Genomic DNA, 12,378 nt, shown 5'->3' on the forward strand with positions numbered 1-12,378 from the left:
CTGGGCGGCTCACCGGCAGCCCTGCGGCGACGTGCAGGACCACCCAGGCCACATTCAAGGCGTGCCCACCACCGGCCTCTGCGACGGCACCGCCACGAGAAAGCCCAGCCGGATGATGGCCTGGACCAGGGCTGCCGTTGCAGCAGCAACCGCAGCTCCCGTGAGGCCGCCCCGGGCGGTGAGGAACCACGCCAGCGGTACCACCACCAGCACGGTGAGCAGGGTCGAGTACAGCTGAGCACGGAACAAGCGACGTGCAGCGAGTCCCAGATCGAACATCCATCCCACCGCGGCGAGCCCCAGCGACACGACGAGCCAGACCAGGACCGGGACGTCCACGAAGACGTCCTTCTCGTACAGCAGGCGAAGCACCGGCGCACCGAGCAGCCAAGCGACGCCTGCTGCAACAGGGGTGAGGGCCAGCAGACCTGCCGCCCAGATGGCTGTCGCCCGGACCACTGCGCGGATACCACCGCTCTCACGCAGGGAGACCAGTCGTGGCAGCAGCACCGTGGCCACGGCCCCCACCACGGTCAGCCCCGCGATCTGGATGTAGGAGATGGCCGAGTACACGGCCAGCGCCTCGGCCCCCAAGATGTCCTCGATGGCATACCGGGGGATGTTGGCCAGGAATGACGTCACCGCCGACGCGATCCCGGCAGGAGCCGCCACGAGAAGGAGTCCACGCCACGACGTGGCGGGGCTCGCCCTCCAGAAGTGCAGGGTGAGGGGTCCCAATCCCTGCTTCTGAGCCAGAACCAGAAGCCACGCCAACGCGCTGAAGGAGGCGGCGACACTGCCGCTCACAGCGATCTGAGCCGGCACACCACCAAGCAGCATGGCCCCCACCACCAACGGCGTGAGGAATCCGTTGGCGATCTGACTGAGCGCCACGGGCCCAAAGCGTTCCTGCCGTTGGAACCACGCGTAGAACACCTCCCCGATCGCGTCCAAGGCCTTCGCCACAGCAACCATGGCGACGACGAGCGTCAGGTGCCCCAGCGCCAGGGCGAGCAGAAAGACCAACCCAACTCCCACGACGGAGCACAACAGACGGAGTCGTGCATAGTCCGGGAACCGGTGGTCCATGTCTTCATCGGTGAGAGCAACGACACGCATGCTCAGGTTCGTCAGCATGAAGACAGGCGTGCACACCGCCAGGGCCCACGCGAACTGCCCCATCACCTCCAAGCCCGCCCAGCGGCTCAGTGCAACGACGAGGGCCCACTGACCCAGGTTGAAGGCAAGGCTGCCCGCGAGAGCCTGGCCCGCCTTTCCCGTCATGCGCCTCCGTTCCTCGCACGATGCTCCTGTGCGAGCGATCGGAGCGTCGCAACCCACTCCGCGAACGCCTCATCGACGCGCTCCTGGACGTACCCCTCAGCGGTCTCCAGCGAGAGCCTCGAGGACTCCTCATAGACCACCGGATCGAGCAGGCTTGCCACGGCGCGAGCGAGGCCTCGGTGGTCATCCACACCCACGAGTCGATCGGACGGCACGAGTTCCGGCACACCACCGACCGGTGTCGCTACGACAGGGAGACCGGTGGCCATGGCCTCAACAACCACCCTTGGCAGCCCCTCGGTCCGTGACGGATGCACCAAGATGTCGGCCGCCTCCATGGCCAGCCGCACCTCCGACCGACTCACGGCCCCGGTGAACTCCACCGAGTCCGTCAGACCGAGCTCACCGGCGAGTTCCTTCAGGTCCTCGTGGAGCCGACCCCCGCCCACAAGCACGAGGTGTGCCCGGACGCCGTCTTCACGCAGGTGGCCGAGGGCGCGGATCGCGATGTCGTGCCCCTTGTAGTTCGTCTCCTGCGACCCCACGGCCAGGAGACGAACCCTCTCTCCCGTCATGGCGCGAGGCTCGCTGCGCAACTTTGCACGCGGGATACGCACGTTGGGAATACCAAAAACCGGGCGGCCAAGGGCGGCCGGATAGACCGCCTGCAGGTTGCTTCGAGTCACGAACCGTGCGGCGGCAGCATGGGACACCACCCAACGGGTGACCTTGGCCGCCCCCTTGGCGGCTCGTCTGGCCACTTCCCCGGCTGCACCACTGGACAGCACGTCAAGAGGGTCACCGACCATCTCCGTCACATAGGGGACGCCACGGCAGCGAGCGCTCAAAGCTGCGAGGGTACCGATGGGGCCCGGGACACGGCAGATCACCAGATCGCTCTGCGCGACAGCCCGGTCGACGGCAAGGATCAAGGGCAGAGAAGCACGCACCAACTCGCCTGCACCGTGGTACTCGGGCAGCGGGACGAGAGCCGAGGTGCTCACGACCTCACCGCCCGTGATCTCCTCCGGGGCCGACGTACGGCCTGCAACGCGCAGCGTCCCTCCCAACGCTGCGTACCGGCCCCACTGCGAGTCGCCATTCGCACCATCGGGTGCAGTGACCCCGGCGAGCCCTCGATGAAAGTGCGCCTCCGTGAAGGCCGTGACGACCGGATCACCGGAACCCACGACGCCCTGCACGGCATCGGCCACGCTCTCCGCAGCCGAGGGTGAGTGGAACAACCGCACCATACGGTCGCGCGCAGCCACCCCCATCGCCCGCAGACGTCCCTCCACGAAGGCCTGGTGCGCTGCCCGCAGTCGGTCCGCCAAGGCTGGGACATCCCCCCGCGGGAATACCCAGCCACTTGCAGTGTCCACGGTCTCGGGCAGACCCCCGGCGTCACTGACGATGGAAGGCAGCCCGAGCGCCCCGGCCTCGCAGGCCGCCCCGTGGTTCTCGGAGAGCGAAGGGCTCACACTCACGTCAGCCGCGGCGTAGTAACTGGCCACGTCGGTGACCTTGCCGGTCCACAACAAGCCGCGTCCCGGATAGCGAGCCATCAGCTCCTGCCGGTAGACCTCTCCCTCATCGTCGAAGCCACCCCCGACGATGAGCAGGCGGACACCCTCCTGGCCAGCCGCGAACTCATCCCACGCCTCGATCAGCGTGTCGTGACCCTTCACACCGGTCGTGTACCCGGCGAGTGTCTTGGGTGCGTAGACGTAAGCCACGATGATCGCCACGAACTCGTCCTCCAGGATCCCCAGTCGACGCCGAGCCCGGCGCCGTTCTTCGGGGGTGGCAGGAACGAAGGCCTCCGCGTCCACGCCGTAGGGCACGACCGTGTGGTTCCCCGGGCGAGGACCGGCGAGCTGCTCGTACCGCCGGAAGGTGTACTCGGAACCGGAGATGAGGGTGTCGTCCAGCGCGCGCAGGAACCCCTCCAGCCGGGCGATGATGGGTGAATCAAGGTACAGCGGCCCCGCCACCATGTGGACCCTCCGCAGCGGAAGACCGATGGTGGACAAGCGTCCCGCCAGTGCCGAGGCGTAGAGGTGGTACAGCACGACGTCAGGGCACACCTGACGAACAAGGCTCCGCAACGCGAGCAGGCCCCGCAACGTCGAGAAGCGCGGCCCGAACTCGAAGTCGAATGGGCTCGGCAGGACCTCGATGCTCTCGCCGTCCAGAGCTCGGCGGAGCTTGCCGTCCCCTTCCGGTATGCACACGACGACTTCCTCCCCCCGAGCCCGCAGCGCTCGAACCTGGGGGAGGATCCACATCCCCCCTTCATTCGTCTTCAGAAGGATCAGCACGCGCATGCGCCCAGACTCCTTCAGAGCGACCTGAAGTACTCGAGCGTCTCGGCGATGCCCTGCTTCAGGGTCACGGGCTCCACGTCGGGGAACAGCGACATGAGGGAGTCGTTCATCGCCTGGGAGTGCTTTACGTCGCCCGGGCGCGGGTCCCGGTGCACGACCTCCGCGGCCTGGCCGGAGACCTCCTGAATCTGGTCGATGAGCTCCAGCAGCGTCGTGTTGGTGCCGAATGCAAGGTTCACCGGCTCGGGATTGGTCACCTTGCGCTCGGCAGCATCCAGAAGGACTCGACACACGGTGCCCACGTACGTGAAGTCGCGGGAGTTGGAGCCGTCACCGTTGACCGGCAGTGCCTCCCCCTTGAGCAGGGCGTCCAGGAAGATCGGGATGACCGCGGCGTACACGTGGCCGGCCCGCTGCCGCGGCCCGTAGACGTTGAAGAAGCGGAACGCCAAGGTGTCCATGCCGTAGGACTGCTGGAAGGCGAGGGTGTACTGCTCGGTGGCCAGCTTGGAGACGGCGTACGGGGACATCGCCCGAACCCACTCGCGCTCGTGCTTGGGCATCGCCGGGTTCATGCCGTACACCGAGCTGGACGAGGCACAGGCCACGTGCTTGACCCCTGCGTCACGCGCGGCCTCGAGCACACGCAACGTGCCGGTCGCGTTGGCCTCGTGCGTGGCACGGGGGTTCGCGATGGAGCGCGGCACGCTGCCGAGGGCGGCGAGGTGCGTCACCGACTCGACGCCCACCATGGCCGAGGCCATGAGCTCGTCGTCAAGGACCGAGCCCTCACGGAAGTCCACGTCGAGCCCGTCCAGGTTGTCCCGGTACCCAGTGGAGAGGTCATCAACGACCACCACCTGGTGCCCCTTGTCCAGGGCGAGGCGGGTGAGGTTGGAGCCGATGAACCCGGCTCCTCCAGTGATCAGAATACGCATCTTGGCTCCAGACTGGGGTTCGGGACGGCCTCCAAGGTAGCCCATCCCCGGAGAGGCGTCGGGAGGACGGCACTGATGAGACTGTGCCACCAGTCACACGCGCGGTCCCTGTCCGTCACGGACGTCTTCCGTACTCACCGCCGCCGGGGACCCCAGGCCATACGCACGAGACGTCGCACAGCACCCGGCAACTGGCGCAGCCCCTTCGCCCAGTGCTCCGGCGTGCGCCGCAGACGTTGCGCCCAACCGTTGCGCTCACCCCACAGAGGCGGGGGGACCAGCGCATAGGCCAAGAGCCTCAACCGCGGCATCACACCCGGTGTATCCCAGATGCGGGCGAGCCACATCGCTGTCCCGGTGGGCTGGTTGCTCACCACCTGCCAGTAGTAGGAGCGCCGCTCGGGGTGGAACAACTCAGGCAACCGGGTGGCCGCGGCCTGGGCCCCTCCAAGCTCGTGCACCATCGTCACGCCACGCCCGAACTCACGGCTCGTCCACCCATCGTGGACGAGCCTGGCGTCATGATCCATCGGGTTTCGCGCGGCATTCACGATCAGCACGGCACCGTGGGCACACCGCTTCGGGACTGCACAATTGCGACCGCCAAGACGTATATACTCGCGCTCCGCCCACAGGCAGCGAAAGACATCGGTCGGCGAGGCCGAGAACCCGGGAAAGTGTCGGTGCACGTCGATGGTGAGGCCCCAGAGAGGGTGCTCGAGGACGACGGCGTGGTTCGACAGATCCAGATCGTGCGCATCCCGGCCGATCGTCCAGCCGCCCCGGGTGAGCGCCTCCACGAAGCGGTCCGCCTGACCGGGCCGCACGAGGACATCCACGTCGGTGCCGATCCGGGTCCTTGCCGTGAACTGCTCGCGGGCGACCGCTCCCTTGACTGCCAGGATGTCCACTCCCGAGGAGTCCGCCACGTACTGGCACAGGGCATGAATGAGGTCAAGTCGTTCCCTGACCTCGACCTCGTGCGTAGCCACGCGGGCTCCCTCTCTCCCGAGCACTTTCCGTCGAGCATAGAGTACGTGCCGTGTCCATCTCTCGTAACAAGCGTCCGGGCGGATCGTCACAACTGGTGCTGGTCGGCGCAGGGGGTCACGCCCGCGAGGTACTGGCTCTGGTGCGAGCCGGCGTACTCCCCCCGGCTCCCGCTCACGTCCTGGGAGCGGTGGACGATGGGTCTCCGGACCCCGAGGTACTCGAGCGCATCTCACTCCGCAACCTCGGTGGCACCGAAGAGCTCGCACGCTTCCCCGGTGCCAGGTTCACCGTGGGCATCGGTTCGGGCTCGATTCGGCTGGAGTTGGCCGAGCGCGCTTTGGACGCGGGCCTGGTGGAGGCGACACTCGTGAGCGCCCAGGCCCACATCGGCCCCGACGTCCGCATGCACGAGGGGTGCGTCGTGTTCCCGTTCGCGACGGTCACCACCAACATCGAACTGGGCTCGCACACCCATGTCGGCCGCGGTGCCGCGGTCGGTCACGACAGTCAACTCGGCCCTGGGGTCACGGTGATGCCGAACGCCTCGGTCTCGGGGAACGTCACCATCGGCGCCCGCTCCACCATCGGGACCGGTGCCGCAGTGATCCAAGGGGTCGCCATCGGCTCCGACGTCATGGTGGGCGCCGGAGCCGTGGTGGTCCGCGACGTCCCCGACGGCGTGACGGTGGTGGGATCCCCCGCCCGCCCGCTTCCCACGAGGTGACGCGGGGCACTCTCACCCCACAGGACGCTGTCGGCGCGCGGCGTTAGGCTGACAACGAGTCCGTCCACGACAGAGGAGACCCTCATGGACCCCATCCGCATGATCGCCCGCCCGATGCTCGGTGGCATCTTCCTCGCCTCCGGCATGCAGCACGTGAAGAACCCGTCCTACGGCGCCGAGATCGCCCAGCAGGCCGCGGACGAGGTGCTGGAGCCCGTGGGCGTCCAGACCGATGGCGAGACCCTGATGAAGGTGCACGGCTACGTGTCCGTGGTCGCCGGTGCCGGTCTGGCCCTCGGCGTGGCCCCGCGCCTGTGCGCCCTGGCCCTGGCCGCCGACGTGACCGCCGTGAACCTCTCCACCCACCGCTTCTGGGAGCAGGACGGCGAGGAGCGTCAGGGCACGCAGATCCAGTTCATGAAGGACCTGGCCATCGCCGGTGGCCTGCTGCTGGCCTCCGTGGACACCGCCGGCAAGCCGGGTCTGGCCTGGCGCGCGCAGAACGCCGCCTCCATCGCCGGTGACCGCGCCGACCACCTGGGCACCGTGGCCGCGCTCAAGAAGGACGTGCTGGCCCTCCAGGCCGAGAACAAGGCCCTGCAGGCCAAGGCCACCGTGAGCGGCTCCGCGGGCAAGGCCACCGGCAAGGCTGCGGGCGTCACCGGCCTGCTGGGCAGCCAGGCCAAGGCCGGCAAGAAGGCCTTCGCCGCCAAGAAGCGCAAGGACTCCTTCATCGACCGTGCGCTGGACGCCGTCGAGGACTCCTACAACACTGCCAAGAAGAAGGTCGCCTGAGCACCAGGCCGATCACATGAGCACCAACCCGACGGGGCGTGCGGACCACACCGGTGGATCCGCGCGCCCCGCGGCGTACCCCGCGCCCCTCGCCCACACCCCGCTGAACGCCACCGTGACGGTTCCCGGCTCCAAGTCCTGGACCAACCGCTGGCTCGCCCTCGCCTCACTGGCCAGCGGCCCGAGCAGCCTCATTGCCCCCTTGGAGGCCCGCGACACGCGGCTCATGGTGCAGGCGCTGCGCTCCCTCGGCCACGCGGTCGCCGAGTCCACCGATGCCGACGGCACCGTCCGCTGGACCGTCTCCCCCGCCACCCGCTGGCAGGCCCCCACCGAGCCCGTGGACTGTGGCCTGGCCGGCACCGTGCTGCGCTTCCTGGTGCCGCTGGCCTCCCTGGCCGACGGCCCGGTCACCCTCACCGGCGACGAGCGCCTCGGCCACCGACCGCTGACGCCCCTGCTCGATGCCGTGCGCTCGCTGGGCATGACCGTGGAGCCCGGGTCCAATGGGTCCGTGCTCCCTCTGCGGCTCGCAGGTGCGCTCACCCAGGCCGACCCCGACGACGCCCGCGTGGAGGTGGACGCCTCGGCCTCCAGCCAGTTCGTCAGCGCCCTGCTGCTGGCCGGGTGCACCGTGCCCGGCGGGCTCACCGTGCACGCCACCGGCGACGTGCCGAGTCTCCCCCACGTGGAAATGACGCTCGCGGCCCTGCAGCACGTGGGCGTCCACACCGAGCAGCGCGACGAGCGCACCTGGTGGGTGGAGGGCCGCCGCCCCGACCCGTTCGAGGTCACCGTGGAACCGGACCTCTCCAGCGCTGCGGCCTTCCTGTGCGCCGCCGCCGTGGCCGGCGGCAGCGTCACCGTGCCCGGGTGGCCCGCGCAGACGACGCAGGCCGGCGACCACGTGCGTGACCTGCTCACCCGGATGGGGACCACCTGCACCCTCGACGAGCGGGGCCTGACCGTCACCGGTGGCGAGCTCCACGGCATCGAGGCGGACCTGTCCGCCGCCGGCGAGCTGACCCCCGTCATCGCGGCCACGGCGGCCTTGGCCGACTCCCCCAGCCGGCTGACCGGCATCGGCCACCTGCGCGGCCACGAGACCGACCGGCTGGCCGCCCTGGCCACCGAGGTCAACGCCCTGGGCGGCGACGTGAGCGAGCTGCCCGACGGGCTGGCCATCACCCCGCGCCGGTTGCACGGCGGGCTGTTCCACACCTACGCCGACCACCGTCTGGCCATGGCCGGGGCGATCCTCGGACTGCGCACCGAGGGCGTGGAGGTAGAGGACATCGCCACCACCGGCAAGACCGTGCCCGGCTTCGACCGGCTCTGGGACGCGATGGTGGGCGCCTGATGGCCCGCCGGCTCTCGGACTACAGCGAGGCCGACGTGCGCGTGCGGCCCAACAAGCGCGGCTCGCGCCCCCGCACCAAGCAGCGCCCCGCCCACGAGGACGCCACGCCCGGTCGGGTCCTGGCCGTGGACCGCGGGCGCTTCGACGTGCTCGTGGACGGCGTGCGCGTGCGGGCGATGAAGGCCCGGGAGCTGGGCCGCAAGGGCATCGTGGTGGGCGACGACGTCTCGCTGGTGGGCGACCTGTCCGGCGACCCGGACGCGCTGGCGCGCATCGTGCGCCGCGAGGCACGCACCACGCTGCTGCGCCGCACCGCCGACGACACCGACCCGGTGGAGCGCGTGCTGGTGGCCAACGTGGCCCGCATGCTCATCGTGACCGCCGCGGCGGACCCCGAGCCGCGTCCGCGCCTCATCGACCGCTGCCTGGTGGCGGCGTGGGACGCCGGCATCGAGCCCGCGCTGGTGGTGACCAAGGCCGACGTGGCCGACCCCGGCCCGCTCGTGGCCCAGTACGCCGCACTCGATGTGCCCGCCCTGGTGGTGGCACGTCGCGGCGACGACCCGCACGAGGGGCTCGATGCCGTGCGCAAGCTGGTCTCCGGCGGATGGTCAGTGCTCGTGGGCCACTCCGGGGTCGGCAAGTCCACCCTGGTCAACGAACTGGTACCCGGCGCCGGGCGCGCCACCGGCGGGGTGAACGACACCACGGGGCGGGGGCGCCATACCTCGACCTCCGCGGTCGCCCTGGAGCTGCCCGGCGGCGGCTGGGTGGTGGACACCCCCGGCATCCGCTCCTTCGGCCTGGCCCACGTGGACGCCGAGGAGCTCGTGGGATTCTTCCCCGACCTGGCCCCCGGCACGCAGGAGTGCCCCCGCGGCTGCCCCCACGAGGGGGTGGACGACTGCGCGCTGGACGCGTGGGTGGCGTCCGGGAGCGCCGGCGCCGGCGGGGCGGCCCGTCTTGACTCGTTGCGGAGGTTGCTGGCCGCACGCGGCGGGGAGTGAGGGCACACCCGGTGCAGCCCCGCATCGGGTCAGGGGAGGAGAGGTCAAGCCCACCTGGGCGACAGTGATCCGACAGTCGATTCTTTGGTGGGGGAAACCCTGTCGGGCTACGTTGCCGACGCCGCGTCCTGGACACGGCGTCACACCTACCCCGAGGAGAGGGATCCCCCATGACCACTTCCCGCCGCACCGTGCTGCGCGGCGCCGCCTGGAGTGCGCCCGTCGTGGCCACCGCCACCACCGCCCCGGCCGTGGCCGCCAGCGAGTGCACGCCCGTCCCCGTCACCGTGGACTGGGAGTCCGCCCACTACACGCGCGTGTCGGACACCTACGGCTTCTACGAGATCCCGCTGTCCGACGGCAGCACCCTGCGCATGGAGGTGAACACCTCCTTCGTGAACATGAACCCCGGCGGGAACCCGCCCACCGACGGCCAGGGCACCTCCAACGACAACCTGAGGCTCAGCCAGTTCGTCATCGGTGGCACCGATGAGCCCGGCCTCGTGCTGCACCAGAACAACTACGGGTGCGCCCCCGGCGGGTACCAGGACGTGACCTTCACCTTCGACCGGACGATCTCCACGATCGACTTCCAGGTCACCGACATCGACGCCGTGGTCCACGACTTCTGCGACGCCGTCGGCTTCTCCACGAACCTGTCCACCACCCCGAGCAACACGCTGACCGGCCAGCAGCTCGCCGACGGGCGGTGGTGGTACCAGTCCGCCCAGACGGGTGACGCCCCCAACAGCGACGGCACGCACAACGTCCGCGCCCACGGCGAGAAGCTCACCCGATTCACCGTGACCTACGAGAACTGGGACAACGCGGACAACAACACGATGGACCGCGACCAGCGCGTGTTCCTCACCGACTTCGCCATCACGGTGCCGCCGGTCGGCTGCTGACCCGTGGGGCGCGGGGTCAGGAACCCGGCGCCGGCACCACCTGTATGTGGGGCGTGAGGCCGTCCAGGCCCGCGCCCCACACCGCGTGGTCGCCCACCAGCACCATCACCCAGCGGCCGCCGGACCACCGGCGCCAGGCGCGCGTCATGGCCGCGGCGTCCACCTCGGCCAGCTCGGCCAGGGTGCGCGTGGTGAACTCCGGCGAGAGGCCGTCGAGCCCGAGCACCGCGGCCTCGTGGGCCACCACCTGGCCGGTCGCGTAGCGCATGGGCGCCGTGAGCAGGGCGAAGTCGCGCGCCGCGGTGGCGTCCGCCTCGTCGATGCCGTGGTCGACGCTCCGCAGCAGGCGCACCAGCTCGTGGGTCGCCTCGGCGGTGGCCTCGGTGGTGAAGCTGCCCGAGACCATGAACTCGCCCCGCCCGGCCCTCGGACGGAACGCCGCGCGCATGCCGTAGGTCCACCCCTTCTCCTCGCGGAGCACCTCGTCGAGCAACGAGGTGGGCGAGGCACCGACGTGCACCGCCAGGGGTGCGTACGGGGCGTACCCACCCTCGGTGTGCCGGGTGGGACCGATCCAGCCGAGCCGTACCTCGGTCTGGGCGGCACCGCGACGCTCCACCACGAGCAACTCCAGCGGCGCGCCCTCGGACGCAGCCGGGGCGGGCTCGGGCGCGGCCGATCCCGCGGAGCCCTCGTCCGGCACCTGCCCGGCCGGCTCCTGCCAGCCGTCCACCGCATCGCGCCAGGGGTCCACGAGGTGCTCCTGCACCGCGGCGGCCACCTCGGTGGCACCCACCGGTCCGGCCACCACCACCTGCGCACCGGCGGGGCGCACCCACGCCCGGTGGTGCGCCACCACGTCGGCCTGCGTCACGGCCTGCACGGTCTCGGCCGAGCCCGCCCCCGGACGCCCGGCCCGGGCCTGCGGACCGTGCAGCAGCGCCGCGAACTCGCGGGCCGCCCGCACCGCCGGGGTGTTCATCTCCTGCGCGATGTCGAAGAGCCGCCCCCGCACCTCGCGGGCCACCGCCGCCTCGGGGAAGGTGGGCCGCGCCAGCAGATCCGCGGCCAGCGCCAGCCCGTCGGCCACCCGCTCGGGCACCATCTCCAGACCCACCATGAGGCCGTGCTCGGTGGAGCTGATGCCCAGGTCCACCCCGGCCCGCTCGAAGGCGCGGGCCAGCTGGTCGGCCGGGAGGTCCTGTGTGCCCTCCTCGAGGGTTGTCGCCACGATGACGCCGATTCCCTCCAGCGCGCGCGGCTCGGCCGCCCACGGCATCGGCACCGTGATCTCCACGCTCACCACCGGCTGCCCGGGCAGCTCGAAGACGCGCACCTGCTGCGCGCCCTCCAGGGTGTGCACGCTCGAGGCGGGGAACTCCCACGCCTCCGGCTGCTCCACGGCAGGGGCGGTGCTGCGGTCCACGGCGGTCATCGGGTCTCCTCCTGCGGCTCGAACACCAGCACCTCGAAGGCGCCCGGCTGCCACCACCGCTCGGCGGCGGCCTGCACCTGCTCGGCGGTCACCGAGCGCACGTCGTCCAACCACTCCCACGCCCGGTGGGCCCCGCCGCGCAGGGTGGCGAAGTGGCCCAGCACGTCGGCCCGCTGGTCGGCGTGCGCCAGGCTCGAGAGCCAGGCGCGCTCGGAGTCCGTGGCGACGGTGGCCATGTCGTCGGCCGTGACGCCCTCGCGAGCCACCCGGCCCATCTCCTCCACGACGGCCAGCGCCACCGCCCGCGGGTCGTGCCCCTCGGCCACGTCGGCCACCACGAAACCCGTGGACACGCCGGCCGCCGAGCCCATGACGTGACCGGAGACGCCGTGCACGGACTCCTCGCCGCGCAGCAGACGTGCTGCCAGGCGGGAGGAGGCCAGGCCGGCCACCACGTCCATGCCCATGGCCAGCGGCAGGTGGTCGGGGTGCTCCTCCCCCGGCGCACGGAAGGCGACGTGCACGCGTGCCGACGGCACGGCATCGGGCACGGAGGTGAAGCGAGGGCCGTCCCCAGTCAGCGGGCCCAGCGGCGCCTGCGGCGGGG

At 70.7% G+C, this 12,378-nt stretch carries 11 protein-coding genes; 5 read left to right on the forward strand and 6 right to left on the reverse strand.

Going from position 1 to position 12,378, the window contains the following annotated elements:
• Positions 1–54 precede the first annotated feature (54 nt).
• From CYJ76_RS01545 to CYJ76_RS01560, 4 genes are all read right to left on the reverse strand, one after another.
• Positions 55–1,284, reverse strand: coding sequence for a lipopolysaccharide biosynthesis protein (locus CYJ76_RS01545; RefSeq protein ID WP_101849047.1), 1,230 nt, complete (start codon positions 1,282–1,284; stop codon positions 55–57).
• Positions 1,281–3,611, reverse strand: a complete 2,331-nt coding sequence (locus CYJ76_RS01550) for a glycosyltransferase (protein WP_101849048.1) — start codon at positions 3,609–3,611, stop codon at positions 1,281–1,283. Before CYJ76_RS01550 ends, CYJ76_RS01545 begins: the two co-directional genes overlap by 4 nt.
• 14 nt (positions 3,612–3,625) lie before the next feature.
• Entirely contained in the window at positions 3,626–4,549 is a 924-nt protein-coding gene (locus CYJ76_RS01555; RefSeq protein ID WP_101849049.1) for an NAD-dependent epimerase/dehydratase family protein, read from the reverse strand.
• Between the two features lie 134 nt (positions 4,550–4,683).
• Positions 4,684–5,541, reverse strand: a complete 858-nt coding sequence (locus CYJ76_RS01560; protein WP_180802168.1) for a nucleotidyltransferase family protein — start codon at positions 5,539–5,541, stop codon at positions 4,684–4,686.
• A gap of 50 nt (positions 5,542–5,591) precedes the next feature.
• Between CYJ76_RS01560 and CYJ76_RS01565 the strand changes: the two genes are divergently transcribed.
• The 5 genes from CYJ76_RS01565 to CYJ76_RS01585 all read left to right on the forward strand — a co-directional run bounded on the left by CYJ76_RS01565 (position 5,592) and on the right by CYJ76_RS01585 (position 10,336).
• Positions 5,592–6,266, forward strand: a complete 675-nt coding sequence (locus CYJ76_RS01565) for an acetyltransferase (RefSeq protein ID WP_101849050.1) — start codon at positions 5,592–5,594, stop codon at positions 6,264–6,266.
• 84 nt (positions 6,267–6,350) lie between these two features.
• A complete protein-coding gene (locus CYJ76_RS01570) occupies positions 6,351–7,061 on the forward strand; it encodes a DoxX family protein (RefSeq protein ID WP_101849051.1) in 711 nt (236 codons plus the stop codon).
• Positions 7,062–7,077: 16 nt separating this feature from the next.
• Positions 7,078–8,421 carry a 3-phosphoshikimate 1-carboxyvinyltransferase gene (aroA, locus tag CYJ76_RS01575; protein ID WP_101849052.1) on the forward strand — a complete coding sequence of 448 codons (1,344 nt, stop codon included), beginning with the start codon at positions 7,078–7,080 and terminating at the stop codon, positions 8,419–8,421.
• Positions 8,421–9,428, forward strand: coding sequence for a ribosome small subunit-dependent GTPase A (gene rsgA / locus CYJ76_RS01580; protein ID WP_101849053.1), 1,008 nt, complete (start codon positions 8,421–8,423; stop codon positions 9,426–9,428). Before aroA ends, rsgA begins: the two co-directional genes overlap by 1 nt.
• A 170-nt stretch (positions 9,429–9,598) precedes the next feature.
• On the forward strand, positions 9,599–10,336 hold the full coding sequence (locus CYJ76_RS01585) for a hypothetical protein (RefSeq protein ID WP_144043011.1): 738 nt from the start codon (positions 9,599–9,601) through the stop codon (positions 10,334–10,336).
• A gap of 16 nt (positions 10,337–10,352) precedes the next feature.
• Here the strand turns inward: CYJ76_RS01585 and CYJ76_RS12320 are convergent, their stop codons facing one another.
• Both CYJ76_RS12320 and CYJ76_RS12325 read right to left on the reverse strand, forming a co-directional pair.
• Positions 10,353–11,771 (reverse strand): M16 family metallopeptidase, encoded by a 1,419-nt coding sequence (locus tag CYJ76_RS12320; RefSeq protein WP_101849056.1) that lies wholly within the window; start codon positions 11,769–11,771, stop codon positions 10,353–10,355.
• Positions 11,768–12,378: M16 family metallopeptidase (locus CYJ76_RS12325; RefSeq protein WP_180802169.1), on the reverse strand; the 611-nt coding region annotated here is incomplete at its 5' end. The genes CYJ76_RS12320 and CYJ76_RS12325, both read right to left, overlap by 4 nt.

It is taken from the genome of Kytococcus schroeteri, assembly GCF_002847825.1.
GTDB classification, from domain to species: Bacteria; Actinomycetota; Actinomycetes; order Actinomycetales; family Dermatophilaceae; genus Kytococcus; species Kytococcus schroeteri.